Here is an 18,544-nt window from a genome sequence, read left to right on the forward strand (position 1 = left end):
TTTAGCGCACCCCGGACTGACGCAGGGCATTGGGCGTGAACTCACCTTCCAGTGCTTTCACATCAAACTGATAGTTGCGTTTTTCTTCGTTCTTCAGGCCCAGCACCAGGTACCGCCCGCTGATCATGTCATTCAGGGTTTCGGCGGTGTAGAACGGCACCTGATGGTTGTAGTAGGACTGCTGGTGGGCTTCAGCCACGCGCCACAAGGTATTGCGCCCGTCGTAGTGGTCAATCACAGCCGCTTGCCAGGAGTCCTCGTCGATGTAGAAATCGCGCTTGGCATACACATGCCGCTGGCCCGGTTTCAACGTCGCAACCACATGCCAGACCCGGTGCAACTCATAACGTGCCAAGCCTTGGTCGATATGGCCGGCCTTGGTGATATCCGCGTACTTGAGCGTGGGCGAATCGAGTTTGTAGCTGTTGTAGGGAATGTACAGTTCCTGCTTGCCGACCAACTGCCAGTCGTAGCGATCCGGCGCGCCATTGAACATGTCGTAGTTATCCACCACCCGCTGGCCATCCGTACTGGCGGCCGGGCCGTCATAGGCCACCTGCGGCGCCCGACGCACTCGCCGTTGGCCTGCGTTGTAGATCCAGGCCTGGCGTGGCTCCTTGACCTGATCGAGGGTCTCATGCACCAACTCGACGTTACCGGCCAGACGCGCCGGGGCAATCACTGTCTGCTTGTTGTAGAACAGCACATTGCTCGGTTTGGCCGGATCGTAATCGGCCAGGCTTTCGCGCAACACATACTGGTGGTCATAAGTCACTGGCGTGCCCACGCCGCGTACATCCGGCACGATCTGCACCATCTGGCGCTTCATGCTGTCGCCCCGATAACGGGTGATGTGGTTCCAGATCACCTCCAGGCCGTCCTTGGGAATGGGGAACGGATAAGCCTTGGTAAAGTTTTCCAGACCGTTGCCACCCGCGACCAGCCGGGTGTTCAGGGCATTTTTGCGCGCGGCCTCGACAATCGCCGGCGGCACGTTGACGCTGCGGTGCGTGGGATAAACATGCATGGTGTAGTCGGGGTAACGCTTGAACATGCCGACCTGGCCTGGAGACAGGCGGCCCTTGTACTGCTCGACGTTCTGCGCAGTGATGGTGAACAACGCTCGTTCATTGGCGAAGGGGTCGGCCAGGAACCCGGCACTGTCGACCGCACCGGCATCCTTGGGCAACCCACCGGTCCAGGCCGGGATCGAGCCGTCGGCGTTGCCGGCTTTTTCGCCGCCCAGTGGCGTCAACGTGGTGCCCAGCCGAGCCGCTTCCTCAGGTGAAACTGCGGCCATCGCCGAACTGCAGAGCAGCAGCGCCAACGTGCTGCCATATATAACCGGTGTCGAAAAATTCATCAGGCTCAATCCTTTTCTTGTTATCGGATGGCAGGTTCAGAAGCTCACGCCCATGCTCAGGGAAACGAAGTCACGATCAGTCGCCGTGTTGTAGTCACCCCCAAAGAAATCGGTGTAGGACAGGCTCGCCGTGTAGGTATTTTTCAAGTCCGCATCCAGGCCAAGACTGATGGCCTTGCTGCCTTCGTTGAAGTTGGGGCCGTAACCTTCCACGTCATGGGACCAGGACAGGCTGGGCTTGAGATTCACCCCGGCAAACACGTTCTGATAGTCAAGCATCGCCCGCGCCCGGTAACCCCAGGAGTTGCGGGTGTAGAACCCTTTGCTATTGCAGTTTTGCGGGTTGACCGGGTTGGCCATGGTCGGGCAATTGCGGTTATCCGGCAGCTCGCCATTGCCGAAGATGCTGTCGCGGCCAAAGCGCAGGGCACTGCTGTTGAGGTCGCCAAGATGGTTGTAACCCACCTCGGAAATCAGCGTCAGGCGTTCGGCCGACCACACCTGGTCGATAAAGTGGGTGAACGTGACCTGCGCCTGGCTCACCGGTTTGCGCACATAACCGTGGAAATCTTCGCCGGGCACCGGCCGGGCGAACCCACTGGCGAAAATCGGGCTGCCCAGGCCCGCCGCCATCGAGCCGGCCAGGGCGGAAATCGTCACATCACTGCCGTTGAGGGACAGCGGCATGTTGGGTCGATAGCTCAGCTCACCGGAGACGGCGGTGGTGCCCAGAGTGGTGGAAAAACTCAGGCCATAGAGGCGGATATCTTCCGGGTATTCGACAAAGTACTCGGCGCTCGACGCCTGGGTGCCGGGCTTGACCGCAAATGGGCTGTCCCCTACCCGGCCGCCGACAAAAGGTGCGCGGCTGTGATAGTTCATGGCATACAGCCCGAACTCGGTATTGTTCAGAGCCTCAGCCTGCCAGCGCAGCGCCACCCCGAACTGGCCGCTGTCACGCGCATCACGATCGGCGCCGCGCGTGAAATGATACTGCCCGCTGGGATCCCACGGCGGCGAAAACCCCATGCGCGTGCTACAGCCGTCGGCCATCACGTCCGAGCCGAAAAAAGTGCCGCAGTTATCCAGAACCGTCTGGTCCCACTCCAACTGGTAGAACACCTCGGCAGACACGCTGTCGGTCAAGCCCTGGGATAGAAACAGCATGTTCACCGGGATCAGCCCTTCCTTGATCTCTGCCCCTGGCCGGCGGAAAGCGGCCACATCGGTGGGGTTGATCACGTTGATCCCGTTACCGATAAACGTACTCTCGCCCCAACTGACCACCTGTTTGCCCACCCGCGCATTGCCGGGTTGGCCGTCGATGAAATAGTTGTGATAGATGAATGCATCGAGGATTTGCGCACCGGATGACTGGGCCGCTTCCTTGCGATTGCTATCGCTGATGGGCAGGTAGCGGCGGCTCTCGTCCTTGAGCTCGAAGTCGTACCAATATTTGCCGCGCACAAAGACACCGGTATCGCCGTAGCTCAGTTGCAAGTCGTGCACGCCCTTGAAGATCTTCGAAAAGGTCTCGCCTTTACGAAAATTCATGCGTCCGTCATCGGCACTCTGGCTGGAAGCGTGCCCGCCGTTCCAGGTGCCCACATAAGCCGGGTCTGCGTTACGCAACGCCCAACTGCTGCCAATGGACAACGACGAGTCGAACTGCCCCTCGATTTCTCCGACATTGAAGCTGATGGCCTGGGCCTGGATGCTGGTGCCGAGTGCGAGGACGGCGGTCAATGCACAGGGCCGCACTCGATCAAACTGAAAGTGGTTTGCCACAGAACTTCCCCATCGTTTTTATTATTGAAGGCAGTGCACGTGGCCTGCCGGGCGATGTTGGCGCTGGAGAATCTTCGGGGAGCGTGTTAAAGGTGTCCAATGCAAATATGAAGGAAGATTAATGCAGTGGACGACTCAATCGACTTGAAGCGGGTTCGCCACCTGGTCTATTTGAGCGAGGAGTTGCACTTTTCCCGTGCGGCAGCTCGCGCCCACCTCTCACAGACTGCATTCAGCCGCAGCATTCAATCGCTGGAGAGCGACCTGGGGGTGCGCTTGTTCGACCGGGACACACGCTCCGTCACGCTGACCGAGGCCGGAAAACAACTGATCGGACGCGCCCATGAGCTGCTCAGTTGTGCCAAGAGAATGCAGGCCCAGGCCAATGACCTGGCCGGGACCGAAGGCGGTGAATTGCGGTTTGGCGTAACGCCGATGGCCGCCAACCTCAACACCACAGACGTGCTGGTCAAGCTGCGTAAAAGCATTCCCCGGCTGGTGCTCAATGTTCAGGTCAACTTCTGGGAACACCTGTCCCATCAACTGGAAACCGACCAGCTGGAATTTGTCGTGGCCACATTGCGGGCCGACCAGCAATTCGATCCACGCTTTTCCATCACCCACCTGCCGCCGCAACCGGCGTCGATCTTTTGCCGCAGCGATCACCCCCTGGCACGGCAGGCACAACCGATTTCACGGGAGCAGATTCTCGATTACCCCTGGAGCGGCGTCGTGCCGTCAAACGAGGCGTCGCTATATGCCTTGTTCGACCTGACGCCCGGAACGCTGTTGCCCTGGACCCTGAGCTCCAACGATCTGAACCTGCTGCGTGAAACCACCTTGACCAGCGACTCGCTGCTCTTGACCTGGTGCTCCTGGCTTGCGCAGGACCTGCGTGAGGGTTTGCTGGTGGACCTGATGCCGTTCATCCAACCGGGCTGGCCAGCCGACTTGCTGACCATCAGAAACGCCGTGGTGTGCCAGGCCGGGCGCACGCTGTCACCGATTGCCCAGCAGGCGGTGGACTCGATCATTGCCAATGCCCGTAGCCCGCTCCCGCAGGAGTCAGGGCCTACCCAGCACCTTGCTGAAGCTTTGCGCCGCCGGTTGTAACCAGCGTGCCTGGACCAGCAGCGGGGTCACGGCGGCACCCGGTTCGATCTGCCCGTCCACCTGCAAGCGCCGTGGCTGCGCTTCGATCTGGAAATGATGCTCGCCAGCCAGTTGCAGGTCGGCCAACAGCCGCAGCCCATCCCGGCACTGTAGCGCTATCCGGGTGTTTCCCAGTTTGACCAGCCATGGACTCAACACGGCAAGGTCGTGCCCCAGCAACTCCCCTTCGGCTTTACGGCACCCCGCTCCAGCGCCATCGACCTGCAATCGCCCTTCCCAACGGCCGTCCAGCACGAACATCGGCGCCGGCAAGGCGCTGACCGCACGCGGTGCCAACTGCGCCTGCCAATTCCACGGCCAGCCCTGGACCGACAACGCCCAGATGCGTTGCTGAAAGCCCAGGTTCATCTGCGCCTTCCATGGCCTGATGTGCCACTCCACCGGGCCCAGGGCACCGGCACGTGCCGCGCGGCCATTCCACACACTGCCCGTGACACCGCTGGGCTGCCAGCCCGTCGGCCACGACACCTGGCGAGCAACAAAGGCCGCGGGTAGCTCCAGCAGCAAGGTCAGGGCAAATACCCCAATGCCCCAGAGGATGACGGCGCGACTCATGGCCTGGCCGCCACTTCCAGACTGAAGGCATAGCCCTGGCCGATACCTTGCGTAAGGCTCCACTGCAAGGGCCGTCCGCCCTGTTCCTGCACGGTGCGCAGCAGGTATTGCAGGGCCTGGGGGCCGGGCAGTTCGCCTTGCAATTGCCAGCGATCGCCCTGTTGCTCGACCCGGGTCAACACCCATTGACGCGACACGGCCAGCGCCTGCCATTGCTCGTTGGAAAACGCTGCCGGCGGGACCAGCGCGCCGGCCTGTTGCGCCAACGCCTGCCACTGGCGCGCCTCCTGCCAGGCCGCCAGCAGCGGCCGTGCCAGCAACACCAGCAATAACAGCACGACCGTTGACCAACCGGCCAGCAGGCCATAACGACGCTTGGGCGGCAGTTGGTTGAAGTGGGTCAGGTACGCTTGCATCCGGGCTTTCATGGTTGTTCTCCCAAATCAAAACTCAGGAGCAGTTGCCCGCCAGCTCCTTGCGCCTCATCCATCCATTGGGCGCCAGCGACCTGGGCAATCGCCTGCCACTGCGCCGGCGCAGGCCGAGGGCCATTGCCGCGCAGGCCCAGGCGCCAATGCTTGCCGTCAAACGCCATGCTCATCACCGACCAGCCCGGTTGCTGTTGCAACCAGGCCGAGAGCGCCTGTTCCAGGGCGACGATTTTCTGCTGGCGCACCTGCCAGTCGATCGCCTCGCCCTGCACACGCGCCAACGCCACACGGGCCTGTTGCGGGTGCTTCGCAGGCCCGGCCAGCGCCGTGACCTGGGCTTTCCAGACGTCGATCTGGCGCAGGCTCTGCAGCAGATACACCGCGCCCCAACAGGCCGCCAACACCACACACCCCACCAGCAAGTGTCGCTGCAAGCGGTTCATCAACGGGGCCCGTTGCGCGCGGGCACGCGTCGGCCGTGTGCCCTCCAGCACACTGGGCAGTTGCTCCAGGCGCGCCAGGCGCGACGGCCAGTCGCCCTCAAGCGTCTGCGCGGGCAGTTCGCGCCAGGCCTGGGGCAAGCGCTCCCCCAACACCTGCGGCCAGACCAACCATTGCCGCGAGTGCGCCTTGAGGCACAGCGACAGTTCACACTGCCAACGCACGACATGCCCAGGCTCGGGCTGCGGCAATAACTGCAATTCGGCCCAACCGTGGGTGATCTGTACCCCCAGTAGCCCGCACTCGGCCAGCCAGTGCTGCACCTGTTCCCGTTGCATCACCAGCAACTCAAGTTGGCCGGCCTCCCGGGACAGGCAACTGACCAGCAGCTCTTCAGCCGGTTGCTGCGCATACTCTTCAAACAGCTGCGGCCACTCATGACGCTTGAGCCCTGGCGGCGCCGGCAGGCAGAAATGGCTGCAATCGAGCGCAGGAATAATCAACGCCCCCGGCAATTGCAGCAATGCAGGCGGTGGCGGCCAGGCGCCGCTGGCACACGCCTGTTGCGCGCGGTAGTGCAGCCACTGCCAACGGCCCTCGGCAGTGGCTGGCGGGCGCATCAGCAACCATTCCCGCGGCTTGGCCCGCAGACGCTCAAACATGCCGACGCTCCGACTCACGGCTGGGTATCGGGCAAGGTGAAGGTACAGACATAAGGGGCTCCATGATGCTCGAACTCGATCCGCACACCGCGATTGGGCTGGGCGGCAACAGTAGAAGGAAAGGCCAGCCAGCGCGTGCCCTGGTAAAAACTGAACGTGGCCCGCTCGACCGGCGCCAATGACTCCTTGCGCGCCCAGCGTGGCTTGTCGGCGGCGTACAGGTCGGCCGACACCCACAGCTCCAGACGCTGCTGGCGGGCATCGAACAGCAGGCGCTGGCGTTGTACCCGCGACGCACCGTCAGCCGGTGGCCATGCGGCCAGGGCCACCCACTGCAACTGCCCAAGAGCTGGCTGCCACTCCAGCCACGCCAGATCCAGGGGCAAGCGCTGTTCATACAATTGGCGCAGCACCAGGGCGTCGAAGCGACGCTCCAGGGCCATGCAGAATTCCAGGACCTGAGGTTCGCCACCGGGCTCCTCCAGACGCTCACGCACTTTGACCCAGCCATTGACCAAGGCCGCCAGCAACACCCCGACCACCGCCGTGAGGGCCATCGCCACCAACAATTCGATCAGGGTCAAGCCGCGCTGCGCGGCCTTCATGGGCGCACCAGAAACAGGCTGAACTGACCCAGCGGCTGGCGCTGCTCGGGATCGGCAAACAGCGTCAATTCACCACGACGCAAGCGATTGACCCCGGTATTGCCCAGGGTCAGTTGCCAATGACAGGTGGCGAGCCCCTGACGCAACTGACCACTCACCACATTGATCTGCGGCCAGTACTGCTCTACGCCAAAGCGCGTCTCCAGCTCCCGCGCACACAAACTGCCCAGGCGATGTTGCGCGACGGCCTGGTGGGTCGCGATGCGCTGGCGCAACAACTGGCTGACCATCACCGCCATCAGCGCGGCAATTCCCAGGGCAACCATGACTTCGAGCAAGGTAAAACCTCGTTGGCGCTTCATGGCAGGGTCGCAATATGCAGGGTGTTGTCGGCCTGCCATTGCCAGCGCTGACGGCCCTCGGCCCAACGCCAGGTCAGTGACACCGGACGTGCCAGACCCGAGGGCGTGAACATCACCTGAGGCTCGCTGGTCACCGGCCAATCAGGTTGCAAACCGACCGGCCAGGGCGCGCCGCGTGACGGTTCGACCTGCCACGCAGGCGCACCGGTCTGCCAGCGTACGAACTCCGGCTGCCGACCATTCCAGCGCAAGCCCAGTAGTTGCCCGGCATGCCGGGCCTGGGCGGCCTGGCTGCGTGCCTCGTTGGCCAACTGTGCCAGGGCCTGGCGCATCGGCGCCTGGCCGGCATCCAGGAAGGCCACGCCCAGGGCACTGAACAGACCAACGATCAACAAGACCACCAGCATTTCCAGGAGCGAAAACCCGCGACTGCGCTGCATGCCTAGAGGTCCCAGTTACCGATATCGGCGTCGGTGCCTTCGCCACCTTCCTGGCCATCGGCGCCCAGGGAAAAGATATCCACCCGACCGTGCTGCCCAGGGGTGCGGTAGCCATAGGCATTGCCCCACGGGTCCTGTGGCAGGCGCCGGATATAACCGTCGGCACGCCAACTGCGCGGCAGCGGTTCCAGGCTCGGCTTGCTGACCAGCGCCTGCAAGCCTTGCTCGGAGGTGGGGAAACGCAGGTTGTCGAGGCGGTACATATCCAGCGCTTGTTCCAGGGTCGCCAGGTCGGCCAGGGCCTTCTGGCGCATGGCTTTGTCCTGGCTGCCGAGCACGCTGGGGGCGACTACGGCGATCAACAGGCCAATGATAAAAATCACCACCATGATTTCCATCAGGGTGAAACCGCGCTCACGACGCTTGACGGCACGATGACCAGGCATGGCGTGCTTTTCCATTTCAAGTTCTCCATTTTCAGGTTGTCTGTTCAAAGGCTCAGGCCCTGGTTGAGCTGCATGATCGGCAACAGCACTGCCAGCACGATGAACAGCACCACCGCGCCCATCAGCAGAATCATCAGGGGTTCGAATAACGCCAGCAGCAGGTCGACCTGGCGCGCAAAACCACGTTCCTGGTTGTCGGCAACCCGCTCCAGCATGTCGGGCAAGGTGCCGCTGGCCTCACCGCTGGCGACCATGTTCAACAGCATCGGTGGGAAGTGACCGCTGGCACTGAGGGCGCGGAACAGGGTCACGCCGCCTTCGACCTGCTCACGCACGGTTTCCAGGGATTGATGAATCTGCCGGTTGCCGACCGTGGCGGTGGCGACCTCCAGGGATTCAAGCAACGGCACACCACTGCCGAGCAAAATCGCCAGGCTGCGTGACACCCGCGCGCTTTCCAGCACCGACAACAGCACGCCAATGCGTGGCAGGCGCAAGGCCAGGGCGTCACGCCGCAAGCGCCACAGAGGCCGGCGCAGTAAAACCCGCGCACCAAGCCCCAGCAGCAAGGCCAGCCCCAGCAGCCACGGGCCGAGCATCACCAGGCCCTCACTGGCGCCGATCAGCACCCGGGTAATCAGCGGCAGGCTTTGCCCGGTGTGGTTGAACTGCTCGGTGAGCTTGGGCACGACAAAGGTCATCAGGCCGATCACCACGGCCAGCGACACCAGGATCAGCACCGCCGGGTAAATCAATGCGGTGCGTGCCTTGTGCCGTTGTTTCTGCACTTGCTCAAGGTGTTCGGCCAGCCGCTCCAGCACCGGCGCCAGCTTGCCGGAGCGCTCCCCGGCCTCGACCAGCGCGCAATACAGCGTGTTGAACTGCCCGCCCTGGCGGCGCAGGCTCTGGGCCAGGCTCAAGCCTTCGCCAAGAGCTCCGCGCACCGCCACCAGCAAGTTGCGGATCGCCGGTTCCGCCAGCTGGCGCTCCAGGGTAGCCAGGGCATCCACCAACGGGATACCGGCACTCAAGAGCGTGGCCAACTGGCGGGTCAATTCGCACAACTGTCCATGGTTCAAACGTTGCCCGCGCGGGCTCGACAGACTCGCGCCCTGCACCTGCAGCTCACGGGCAAACAGGCCCTGCTCGCGCAGCAGTTGCCGGGCATGGCGCTCGCTTTCGGCCTGGATACTGGCTTTGCGGCAATTACCGCGCAGGTCCAGCGCCTGGTAGCGATAGGTCGGCATCAGTCACGCACCGCACGCAGGACCTGCTCCAGGCTGGTTTCGCCACGGCGCAGGCAGTCGGTGGCCATGGCGGTCAGGCTCTGGCGCTTGTCAGCTAGGTATTCGTGCATGGCCGCTTCGCTGGCGCCGTCATACAGCAGGCTGATCAAGCCGGCATCCAGGGTGATGAATTCGTAGAGCCCGATCCGCCCGTTGTAGCCACTGCCCTGGCAGTCATCGCAGCCCTGGGGGTGAAAGCTCTGTTCGAGGGTTGCCAGCTCCGGCCACAGTTGACGCTCGGCGGCCTGCAATGGCGCAGGCGTTGCGCAATGGCACAAACGGCGCACCAGGCGCTGGGCCATGACGCCCTTGAGGCTGGAGGCGATCAGAAAGGGTTCGATGCCCATGTCACGCAAGCGGGTGACCGCGCCCACCGCACTGTTGGTGTGCAACGTCGACAACACCAAGTGCCCGGTGAGGCTGGCTTGCACGGCGATCTGCGCGGTCTCCTGATCGCGGATTTCGCCGAGCATGATCACGTCCGGGTCCTGGCGCAGGATTGCCCGCAGGCCGCTGGCAAAGGTCATGCCGGCACGGGGATTGATCGCGGTCTGGCCGATGCCGGTAATCGCGTATTCCACCGGGTCTTCGACGGTAAGGATGTTGCACGAGCCATCGTTGAGTGCATTGAGGCTGGCATACAGCGTGGTGGTCTTGCCCGAGCCGGTGGGCCCGGTGCTCAGCAGAATCCCGTTGGGCCGTGACAGGCAGGCACGCAGGGCTTGCTCGACCTCGGCGGGCATGCCCAGGTTGGCCAGGTCCAATAGGTTTGCCTGCTTGTCGAGCACCCGCATCACCACGCGCTCGCCATGGATGCCGGGCAAGGTCGAGACGCGGATATCCACCTCGCGACCACCTGAACGCAGGGTGATCCGCCCATCCTGGGGCTGGCGTTTTTCGGCGATATCCAGGCGCGCCATGACCTTGATCCGCGACACCAGCATGGCCGACAAGGCCCGCGGCGGGCGCAGGATCTCGCGCAGATGGCCATCGACCCGCAAGCGCACCACCAGGCTCTGTTCGAAGGTTTCGATATGGATATCCGAGGCGCGCAGGCGCAGGCCTTCGGCGAACAAGCCGTTGATCAGGCGGATCACCGGCGCCTCGTTGTCACTCTCCAGCAAGTCTTCAATACGTGGCAGTTCGTTGATCAGGCTATCAAGATCGACCTGCTCGCCAATGCCCTCGATCAACGCCGCCGTGGCCGACTCGCCGGCCTGGTACAAGGCGCCCAGGCGCAGTTCGTATTGCGTCGGGTCAAGGTGCTCGACCGCCGTCGGCAGGCCGTGCACGCGCAAGACTTCCTGCAAGGCGTCGGTGTCGACATCCTCACGCAGGCACAAGGTCCAGCCCTGCGGGCCCGGCGCCCGTGCCAAACCCGCCTGGCGCGCCAGTCGATAAGGCAACAACGTACTCACCACACGCCCTCGTCCAGGCGTTCGCGGCTGGCCGGGAACAGGCGCAGCAAGGCGTTGTTATCGGAGATTGCGGGCAATGCCAGGTTGGAGTTGACCTTGAGGTTGCGGTACTTCTCGCTGCTCAGTTGGGCCAGGGTCTCGCCGTCGCGCATGATCCGCGGGCGGATAAATACCATCAGGTTCTGCTTGGTGCGCTGGCTGGCGTTGGAGCGGAACAGCCGCCCTACCCCCGGAATGTCGCCGAGCCACGGCACACGCTGGTCACTGTTCTTGGCCTCGTCGCCGATCAGCCCACCGAGCACCACCAGACCGTTGTCTTCGACCATAACCTTGGTCTTGATCTCGCGCTTGTTGGTGATCACATCGCTGGCGCCGGTGCTGTCGGCAATCGACGAGACTTCTTGCACGATGTCCAGGCGCACGGTGTTGTCGATATTGATCTGCGGCTTGATCCGCAGCTTGATCCCCACCTCCTTGCGCTCGATGGTCTGGTAGGGGTTGGTGTTGTTCTGCGTCACCGAGCCCGTTACAAAAGGCACTTCCTGGCCCACCAGGATCGACGCTTCGGCGTTGTCCAGGGTCAGCAGGGTTGGGGTCGAAAGCAGGTTGAAGCCGCTTTCGCTTTTCAGTGCGTTGAGCAGCGCAAGGAAGTTCAGCCCGCCGCCGTTGAGCTTGCCGAAGCCTGCGGTCGCCCCTGGCACATTGGCCAACAGCTTGCCCAGGCCAGCCGTGTCGCCACTGGCAGCGGCCCCCGCCAGGCCGGCGATGCTCGTCCCGCCATTGGTAAAGTTCACCGCGCCGCCACCAAACGAGTCGCCCAAAAACAGCCATTGCACCCCCAGTTCCTGGGCGCGGGTATCGGAGACCTCGGCGATGATTGCCTCGACCACCACTTGGGCGCGGCGGATATCCAGTTGCTCGACGATGGTGCGGTAGGCGGCGATTTCGCTGTCCGGGCCGACCATCACCACCGCGTTGGTGCCCTCCTCCGATTCCATGCGAATCGCCGAGGCGCTGGCTGCGACCTGCTTCGGCGCACCCTCCACCGGTACCCCTTCGCCGCCGGCGCCGGGCGTGTCCTGGCTCAAGCCGCGCAATACCTTGACCACCTCAGCCGCATTGGCATGCCGTAGGTACATCACCACGGTGTTCGAAGGACGCAAGGCATTTTGCGGCTGATCCAATTGCTTGAGCAGCGCGCGCACCCGCTGGCGACTGTCGGCGCTACCACGCACCAGCAACGCATTGCTGCGAGGATCGGCGATCACCTGGGCGCTGTCGGCACCTTGCTCGCGGGCCAGCAGGCGGGTCACCAATTGCGCAGTGTCGTTGGCACTGGCGTTGGTCAGGGGCAGCACTTCCAGGGGTTCCTGGCTGACCTGATCGAGTTGCGACAACAGGCTGTCAATGCGGTCCAGGTTGCTGCGCCAGTCGGTGATCACCAGCAGGTTGGCTGCCGGGTATGGGCTGATCACCCCCACGCGCGGGTCGATCAGCGGCTTGATGATATTGAGTATCTGCTCACTGCCGGCATTGCGCACACTGAACACCCGGGTAGCCATGCCATCGTTGCCTTGCCCGGCCTGGCGCGTCGATTCCACCGGCACCGGCTCCAGGCGCGCAGCCTGGTCCGGCACGATCTTCACGCTGCCATTGGGCAGGTTGACGGCGGCGAAACCCTGGGCGCGCAACTGGGCAAGGAAGATGTCGTAGATCGCTTCGCTGCCAAGCATGTCGAGGCTGCGTACCGTGACCTTGCCCTTGACCCGAGGGTCGATAATGAAGGTGGTGTTGGTGATGCGCGATACGCTGTCGATAAAGTCCGTGAGTTCGGTGTCGATGAAGTTCACTTCATACAAGGCCGGCGCTTCTTCGGCGCGGGCCTGGGTCACGCTCAAGGCCAGGCACAACGCAGTCAGGCCCAGGCATTTATTGATCATGTGCATCTCGGTTCATTCCTTGCGCTTGAGGCCGATCACCGGTCGCTCAGTCGGCCATGGCAAGCGCTCGCGCTGCCCTTGATTGTCAAAAATCAGCCCGCGTTCATCGATGTCGTGCAAGACGATGCCCGGGGCCAGGCGCTGACCCAGGGTCAGCGTGCGTTCTTGTTGCTGGTAGCGCAGCACCAGCACTGTGGCGCGCAGCGGGCTGGCCTTGAGGCTGCCCAGATAATCGACCTTGAGCGTGGTCAATGGCAGGTCGTCGCTGGGCGCCTGGCGTGGTGTCCAGTGGCTGCTCAAGAGGTCGGCCACCGGCGCCGATGCCGGGTATGGCACGACCGGCTGCGCCAGCCCATGCCACAGTTGCAGTACGCATTGCGCCGCCAACCAGGCACACAGCGTGACCAGCAGAAGGTTGAACAGGCTGCCTGCCCGGCTCAACTGACCACACTCCGTGGATGCCATCCCGGATGCCCCTGCACGTAGCGCACTTCGGGCAGCTGCAAGGGCGCCAGTTGCCAATCCGCCGGCTGCTCGCGCAACCAGCCTTCAAGGTGTTGCCACAGCGGTTGCCCGGCATCGGCGGCAAAGCCCAGGCCAAAGGTGCGGCAGGTGCCGACCGGCTCGGCAAACTCACTGACCCGTTTGCCGCCAGGGCTATAGGTGACCTGCCAGGGCTGGCCGAGCCAGCGCGGCAAGTCCTGGCTGTTATCCAGCAGCAATGGCTCGCCAAACAGTTGCTCGGCGCCGTTCTCCAGGACCTGGCGCACTTGCTGTGCTGGAACATCGACTACCGGCGCCGGGTAACTGGCGCTGAGGCTGATCAAGTGTTCGCGGGTGATCATCTGGCCGCGCGCCAGGGGACTGTCGTAGCGCAGGCCCGGTAGCAACACCGCGCTCTTGGGCTCGCGGGCCAGGGCCTGGTGCAACAGGCGATCCCAACTGCCGGCGCGCACATCACGGCGCCAGAGGTTTTCCGGAGCCTTGGCCAGGGGTTGGTCGAGCCAGGCGGCATGCGCTGCGCGCTGTTGTTGCAGGCGTGGTTGCAGGCGCTGGGCGTGGGCCTGGGCGGTAGCGTCCAACGCGCTGGCCTGAGCCGGAAAAAAGCGCGCATCAAAACGCCACTGCCCCGCCTGGGCCTGACAGCGGATGCGGAAGGCGCCGCTGGCCCGGGTCCCGCCCAGCACCACCGGCACCCGCTTGCCGGAGCTTTGCAGGATTTCCACCGGTTGCGGCCACAAATCCTGGCCACGGGCACACAGCACCAGATCCACCTGGCTCAGGCGTTCAGCCAGCCAGAACCCCGGCCCGGTACCAACATCGGCCAGGGCCACCACCAGGTCGGCTTCTTCGCGGGCCTGAGTGAGCACCGGTTGCAGGCTGTGCAACCATTGCTTCAAGGACGCTTGCTGGTCCCGTGCATAAGGGTCGGTAATGCCGACCACAGCAATGCGCACGCCACCACGGCGGAACACCTGCATACCCGGAGTGGCCAGGCGTTGCGCACTGTTGCTGGCCAGCCCGGCGCCGAGCACCGGATGGCCGAATTGCTGGTACAGGCCCTGGCATTGTTCGGGCCACAACACGCGCTCATCGCTGCTGACCCGCACTTCACTGCCGAGCAACTGGCTGCCCTGGACCCCGGACAGGCCACGGGTCAGGTAGGCCAGGCCGCTGCCGTTCCAGCACTGGCCGTTTTCCAGAGTCAGGCTATTCTCATGTCCCGCTTCATCGCGCAGGCGTTGCAGCACGGCACCGAGTACCGCATAGCCACCGGTTTGCACGCTGTCACTTAAGGAAGCATCCAGCAGGCCATCCAACTGGCTGCCATCGGCTTGGCGAAATCGCGCATTGGCCCCGGTGATCCACGGCGCCTGGCCGATGCGTGTGGCTGGCCCCAGGCGCGTGGCGGGCACCACCGGGCGGCCCGGCTGGCGTGCATCGAGGGTGTCGGCGATATACAGCAGGTCGACCGGCTGACTGTCGGCCGGCCCCGCCTTGCTCAAACTGGAGCAACCGGCCAGCCAAGGCGCACATGCACCCAGTGTCATCCATCCCAATACATCGCGCCGCACCATTGAAAGCATTATTCCCTCACCCTGAAGCACACTCTTATAGGGGCCGCATAGTGGGGGGCAATTAATGACGCTTTGATGTCAGTTTTTTAACAGGAGTGAAATGTGTCGCCCTGCAACAAAAGGAAATAAAAGAAATACACTTAAATACATTTTTAACAAAACCGACCGCGAATCATCACATTCGGCTCTTAGAGTTCGGGCTCCTTTCAAAATAACCGTGATCTACAAAGGACCTGATGAAATGAGTCGAGAGACTGGCGACAACCAGAATCGCAACCTGAGCCTCAATGAGCCGATGGAATCGGTACTCACTGCCTACCTGAGCCGCCGCAGTGTGGTGCGTGGCGGGCTCGGCGCCGCGATCGCCATGATTGCCGGTACTGGCCTGACCGGCTGTTTTGACAGCGGTGGCGGTTCAGACAACGACACGCCTACCCAGCCGCCAAAACCTGCGCTGAAGCTGGGCTTCAATTCGATCCCAGGTTCCCTCACCGATGCCTGCACCGTGGCTGCCGGCTACACCGCACACGTCCTGGCGCCGTGGGGCACGCCGCTGAACAGCAACGCAGCCCCGTGGAAAAGCGACGGCAGCAACACCTCCACCGACCAGGCCAACTCGGTAGGCATGCACCACGACGGCATGCATTTCTTCCCTATCAATGGCAGCTCCACCGACGGCCTGCTGGCCATCAACCATGAATACATCGACGCACAAGCCCTGCACCCGGCGGGCCCGACCCTGGTCGGCGGCGTTCGTCCGGTTGAAGAAGTGCGCAAAGAGATCAACGCCCACGGCGCTGGCGTAATGCGCATCACCAAGGTCAATGGCCGCTGGCAGGTGATGGAAAACGACCCGTTGAACCGTCGTTTCACCACTGCCACCGTCATGGACCTGGCGGGCCCGATGAAAGGCACCGATCACGTCAAGACCAAGTTCTCCACCACCGGCACCCAGACCCGCGGCACCAACAACAACTGCGGTAACGGCTACACCCCGTGGGGCACCTACCTGACCTGCGAAGAGAACTGGCCGGGGATTTTCGTCAACAAAAGTGGCGCCCGTCCGGCAGACCAGGTGCGCATCGGCGTGGGCACCGGCAATGGTAACTATCGCTGGGAATCGGTGGCTGGCGACCCGAGCGAAGTGAACGGCGAGTTCAGCCGCTTCAACGTGACCCCAAGCGGCGCCACCGCGACCGACGATTACCGCAACGAAGCCAGCACCTATGGCTACATCGTCGAGATCGACCCGTACAACGCTTCGACCCGCGCCGTGAAGCGCACCGCCCTGGGTCGTTTCCGCCACGAAGGTTGCTGGCCTGGCCTGACCACCGCCGGCAAGCCAGTGGTGTTCTACAGCGGCGACGATTCGCAGAACGAGTACCTGTACAAGTTCGTCTCCACCGCCCTGTGGGACCCGGCCGATGCCAACCCCAGCGATCGCCTGGCGACCGGTGCCAAGTACATGGACAGCGGCAAGCTCTACGTGGCGCGCTTCAACGCCGATGGCAGTGGTAACTGGTTGCTGCTGGACGTGGCCACCAGCACCACCGACGGCAGCACCCTGGGCGCGAAATTCACCAACCTGCCGGGGATCATCCTCAACACCCGCGGCGCAGCCGATGCCGTAGGTGCCACGCCGATGGACCGTCCGGAGTGGACCTCGGTCAACCCGCTCAATGGCGACGTCTACCTGACGCTCACCAACAACACCAGCCGTACGGTGGCCAACCCTGCCAACCCGCGTGTGAACAACAAACACGGGCACATCATTCGTTGGCATGACGCCGATAACCAGGTGTCGTTCACCTGGGACATCTTCGTGTTTGGCGCCAACGCTGCTGGCAGCCCGGACCTCAACCGCTCCGGCCTGACCACCCTGAACCAGTTCGCCAGCCCGGACGGCATGACCTTCGACAGCCGTGGCGTGATGTGGATCCAGACTGACAACGGCGAAAAGACCCTGACCGACTACACCAACGACCAGATGCTGGTGGTGATCCCCACCAATATGGTCGATGCCCAGGGCAAGCAAGTGCCGGTCAATGCCCAGAACCAGGCCGACCTGCGACGTTTCTTCGTCGGGCCCAATGGTTCTGAAGTGACGGGGGTGACCTTTACCCCGGATAACAAGACGGTGTTCGTCAACATCCAGCACCCGGAAAACTGGCCATCGACCACGGTCGCCACTGACGTTACGGTTGGGACTGTACGCCCACGTGCATCCACGGTGGTGATCCAGCGTGCCGATGGGGGCGACTTGGCGATCTGATGAGGATGCAGGCGTCGGCTTGCCGGCGCCTGCAGCACTGTCTTTGTGGGAGTTCGATTCAACAGAGAATTTTGGGCACAGCACAAACCAAATGTGGGGGCTGGCTTGCCTGCGATGACGGCCTGCCAGCCACCAGAGGTAGTGGCTGAACCACCGCTATCGCGGGCAAGCCCGCTCCTACACTGTTTGTGGATATTTTGATCCCACGTGCACTCTATAACGGCAACGGTTCCCGCGAGCGCAGCAGCATGCCTTGCGCCGGTACCCGTGCGTGCCACTTCACCACACCCTGGGCTTCGACACGGTACTGGCTGCGAAAGCGTTGGCCATCCAGGTCAACCTCCAGTTGCAACAGGAAATGGTCACCGTTGAGCTGCAATCCTTCGCTCAGCCGCTCGAACATCGCATCATCCATCGCCCCCAGGGCCTGGCGCAGTTCACCCGCATCACGATAGCCCCCTGCCGGGCGCGCGCTGACCAGCCGGGTCAGCACCGACCGCGAGACCTCTCCCTCATACAACGCATCCAGCAGCGCCAGCATCTCCAGGTTCAGCGCATTGGCGTTCAGGCGCCAGCCTGCGGTCTCGTCCAGGCTGCATAACTGCGGGTAGCGCACGGCCCGGAGTGCGTCGGGAAGCGCCAGCAGGTTCAGCTCGCTGATATCGCGCATCCTTTGATTGGCCGCCAGGCGCGGTGGCGATTGACGCAAGTATTCGTTGCTTTCTGCACCTTGCAGGCGGGTCTGCTGGTCGGCGTCGAGCCAGTCGGCCAGGGTCTGGGCCAGGCGTTCGGCAGCCATGTCGGCTCCCAGCAAATGCACCAACTGGCGCTGGGCGCGCTCGGCTTCGGGGCCGATCAGGGCGTTGACGTTGAAGCAGGTGTGCAGGTCGCGAATCCGGATGCTCGCCTTGCCCCCCTTGAAGTCGTAACTCAACGGCTGCCCGCGCATGGCCTGCCAGAACATCGGGCTGGCGCGCCACAGCGGGTCCTGCAGGGCCTGTTCGGTAAAGGCCAGCGCCGCCCGCTCGATCGCCCGCGCCTGCACCCGTTGTTGCACCAGGCGCACACTGTCGACCTGCTGGCGCCCCTGTTCGACCATCCAGGCCATACCGCCCGCCAGCATGGCCAGGGCCACCAGCACCATCAACAACGCCGCTCCCTGCTGCCGTTTTTTGTCCATGACCCAACCACCTTTTATGTAGAACCTGGCGACAGTCAACACAGTGGATGTTTCAACCAAGTGGCAGGCTCACACAATTCCCGCAAAAACGTCACAGCTGCGTC

The 18,544-nt window shown here is 63.2% G+C and carries 18 protein-coding genes; 3 read left to right on the plus strand and 15 right to left on the minus strand.

The annotated features are described in order from the left end of the window. Position 1: 1 nt before the first annotated feature. The gene (locus tag H097_RS17595; RefSeq protein WP_032861364.1) at positions 2–1,363 is read right to left on the minus strand and encodes a DUF1329 domain-containing protein; all 1,362 of its coding nucleotides are present in this window, start codon (positions 1,361–1,363) and stop codon (positions 2–4) included. 36 nt (positions 1,364–1,399) lie between these two features. Beyond that, positions 1,400–3,109: a DUF1302 domain-containing protein gene (locus H097_RS17600; RefSeq protein ID WP_229752272.1), complete on the minus strand. Its 1,710-nt coding sequence runs from the start codon at positions 3,107–3,109 to the stop codon at positions 1,400–1,402. Between H097_RS17600 and H097_RS28325 the strand changes: the two genes are divergently transcribed. Both H097_RS28325 and H097_RS17605 read left to right on the plus strand, forming a co-directional pair. Continuing rightward, on the plus strand, positions 3,109–3,273 hold the full coding sequence (locus tag H097_RS28325) for a hypothetical protein (protein WP_162237646.1): 165 nt from the start codon (positions 3,109–3,111) through the stop codon (positions 3,271–3,273). The two genes, H097_RS17600 and H097_RS28325, sit on opposite strands and share 1 nt — an antisense overlap. Positions 3,274–3,277: 4 nt before the next feature. After that, on the plus strand, positions 3,278–4,264 hold the full coding sequence (locus tag H097_RS17605; RefSeq protein WP_050593394.1) for a LysR family transcriptional regulator: 987 nt from the start codon (positions 3,278–3,280) through the stop codon (positions 4,262–4,264). Here H097_RS17605 and gspN read toward each other — a convergent pair. Genes gspN through H097_RS17665 form a run of 12 tightly spaced genes read right to left on the minus strand, consistent with a single transcriptional unit; the run spans position 4,217 to position 15,000 of the window. After that, complete coding sequence (gene gspN / locus H097_RS17610; protein WP_032861367.1) at positions 4,217–4,879, minus strand: type II secretion system protein N; 663 nt, start codon at positions 4,877–4,879, stop codon at positions 4,217–4,219. The genes H097_RS17605 and gspN overlap by 48 nt on opposite strands. After that, entirely contained in the window at positions 4,876–5,307 is a 432-nt protein-coding gene (gene gspM / locus H097_RS17615; protein WP_082445625.1) for a type II secretion system protein GspM, read from the minus strand. Before gspM ends, gspN begins: the two co-directional genes overlap by 4 nt. After that, positions 5,304–6,413: a hypothetical protein gene (locus tag H097_RS17620; protein ID WP_032861368.1), complete on the minus strand. Its 1,110-nt coding sequence runs from the start codon at positions 6,411–6,413 to the stop codon at positions 5,304–5,306. The genes gspM and H097_RS17620 overlap by 4 nt, the downstream gene beginning before the upstream one ends. Positions 6,414–6,427: 14 nt before the next feature. Then, the gene (locus H097_RS17625; RefSeq protein ID WP_032861369.1) at positions 6,428–7,018 is read right to left on the minus strand and encodes a prepilin-type N-terminal cleavage/methylation domain-containing protein; all 591 of its coding nucleotides are present in this window, start codon (positions 7,016–7,018) and stop codon (positions 6,428–6,430) included. Continuing rightward, positions 7,015–7,380, minus strand: a complete 366-nt coding sequence (locus H097_RS17630; RefSeq protein WP_032861370.1) for a type II secretion system protein — start codon at positions 7,378–7,380, stop codon at positions 7,015–7,017. The genes H097_RS17625 and H097_RS17630 overlap by 4 nt, the downstream gene beginning before the upstream one ends. Then, on the minus strand, positions 7,377–7,820 hold the full coding sequence (gene gspH, locus H097_RS17635) for a type II secretion system minor pseudopilin GspH (RefSeq protein WP_032861371.1): 444 nt from the start codon (positions 7,818–7,820) through the stop codon (positions 7,377–7,379). The genes H097_RS17630 and gspH overlap by 4 nt, the downstream gene beginning before the upstream one ends. Positions 7,821–7,822: 2 nt before the next feature. After that, complete coding sequence (gene gspG / locus H097_RS17640) at positions 7,823–8,266, minus strand: type II secretion system major pseudopilin GspG (RefSeq protein ID WP_032861457.1); 444 nt, start codon at positions 8,264–8,266, stop codon at positions 7,823–7,825. 44 nt (positions 8,267–8,310) lie between these two features. Further along, positions 8,311–9,513 (minus strand): type II secretion system inner membrane protein GspF, encoded by a 1,203-nt coding sequence (gspF, locus tag H097_RS17645; RefSeq protein ID WP_032861373.1) that lies wholly within the window; start codon positions 9,511–9,513, stop codon positions 8,311–8,313. Continuing rightward, the gene (locus H097_RS17650) at positions 9,513–10,961 is read right to left on the minus strand and encodes an ATPase, T2SS/T4P/T4SS family (protein WP_082445632.1); all 1,449 of its coding nucleotides are present in this window, start codon (positions 10,959–10,961) and stop codon (positions 9,513–9,515) included. Before H097_RS17650 ends, gspF begins: the two co-directional genes overlap by 1 nt. 5 nt (positions 10,962–10,966) lie before the next feature. Then, on the minus strand, positions 10,967–12,916 hold the full coding sequence (gene gspD, locus H097_RS17655; RefSeq protein WP_229752271.1) for a type II secretion system secretin GspD: 1,950 nt from the start codon (positions 12,914–12,916) through the stop codon (positions 10,967–10,969). Positions 12,917–12,922: 6 nt separating this feature from the next. Then, positions 12,923–13,375, minus strand: a complete 453-nt coding sequence (locus H097_RS17660; protein WP_050593396.1) for a hypothetical protein — start codon at positions 13,373–13,375, stop codon at positions 12,923–12,925. Next, on the minus strand, positions 13,348–15,000 hold the full coding sequence (locus H097_RS17665; protein ID WP_156356814.1) for a lipoprotein UxpA: 1,653 nt from the start codon (positions 14,998–15,000) through the stop codon (positions 13,348–13,350). Before H097_RS17665 ends, H097_RS17660 begins: the two co-directional genes overlap by 28 nt. Positions 15,001–15,229: 229 nt before the next feature. Between H097_RS17665 and H097_RS17670 the strand changes: the two genes are divergently transcribed. After that, complete coding sequence (locus tag H097_RS17670) at positions 15,230–17,260, plus strand: PhoX family phosphatase (RefSeq protein WP_032861378.1); 2,031 nt, start codon at positions 15,230–15,232, stop codon at positions 17,258–17,260. A 214-nt stretch (positions 17,261–17,474) separates the two neighbouring features. Here the strand turns inward: H097_RS17670 and gspK are convergent, their stop codons facing one another. Beyond that, entirely contained in the window at positions 17,475–18,440 is a 966-nt protein-coding gene (gene gspK / locus H097_RS17675; protein WP_032861379.1) for a type II secretion system minor pseudopilin GspK, read from the minus strand. Positions 18,441–18,544: the final 104 nt, after the last annotated feature.

Source organism: Pseudomonas sp. FH4 (assembly GCF_000510915.2).
GTDB classification, from domain to species: Bacteria; Pseudomonadota; Gammaproteobacteria; order Pseudomonadales; family Pseudomonadaceae; genus Aquipseudomonas; species Aquipseudomonas brenneri.

What these genes read in the sequence shown, in the direction of transcription:
- gspG (WP_032861457.1), bottom strand. Translation starts at nt 8,266, where the DNA reads ATGCCTGGTCATCGTGCCGTCAAGCGTCGTGAGCGCGGTTTCACCCTG.
- H097_RS17620 (WP_032861368.1), bottom strand. Translation starts at nt 6,413, where the DNA reads ATGTTTGAGCGTCTGCGGGCCAAGCCGCGGGAATGGTTGCTGATGCGC.
- H097_RS17660 (WP_050593396.1), bottom strand. Translation starts at nt 13,375, where the DNA reads ATGGCATCCACGGAGTGTGGTCAGTTGAGCCGGGCAGGCAGCCTGTTC.
- H097_RS17625 (WP_032861369.1), bottom strand. Translation starts at nt 7,018, where the DNA reads ATGAAGGCCGCGCAGCGCGGCTTGACCCTGATCGAATTGTTGGTGGCG.
- H097_RS17595 (WP_032861364.1), bottom strand. Translation starts at nt 1,363, where the DNA reads ATGAATTTTTCGACACCGGTTATATATGGCAGCACGTTGGCGCTGCTG.
- gspH (WP_032861371.1), bottom strand. Translation starts at nt 7,820, where the DNA reads ATGCAGCGCAGTCGCGGGTTTTCGCTCCTGGAAATGCTGGTGGTCTTG.
- gspD (WP_229752271.1), bottom strand. Translation starts at nt 12,916, where the DNA reads ATGCACATGATCAATAAATGCCTGGGCCTGACTGCGTTGTGCCTGGCC.
- gspF (WP_032861373.1), bottom strand. Translation starts at nt 9,513, where the DNA reads ATGCCGACCTATCGCTACCAGGCGCTGGACCTGCGCGGTAATTGCCGC.
- H097_RS28325 (WP_162237646.1), top strand. Translation starts at nt 3,109, where the DNA reads ATGCACAGGGCCGCACTCGATCAAACTGAAAGTGGTTTGCCACAGAAC.
- H097_RS17670 (WP_032861378.1), top strand. Translation starts at nt 15,230, where the DNA reads ATGAGTCGAGAGACTGGCGACAACCAGAATCGCAACCTGAGCCTCAAT.
- gspK (WP_032861379.1), bottom strand. Translation starts at nt 18,440, where the DNA reads ATGGACAAAAAACGGCAGCAGGGAGCGGCGTTGTTGATGGTGCTGGTG.
- gspM (WP_082445625.1), bottom strand. Translation starts at nt 5,307, where the DNA reads ATGAAAGCCCGGATGCAAGCGTACCTGACCCACTTCAACCAACTGCCG.
- H097_RS17630 (WP_032861370.1), bottom strand. Translation starts at nt 7,380, where the DNA reads ATGAAGCGCCAACGAGGTTTTACCTTGCTCGAAGTCATGGTTGCCCTG.
- gspN (WP_032861367.1), bottom strand. Translation starts at nt 4,879, where the DNA reads ATGAGTCGCGCCGTCATCCTCTGGGGCATTGGGGTATTTGCCCTGACC.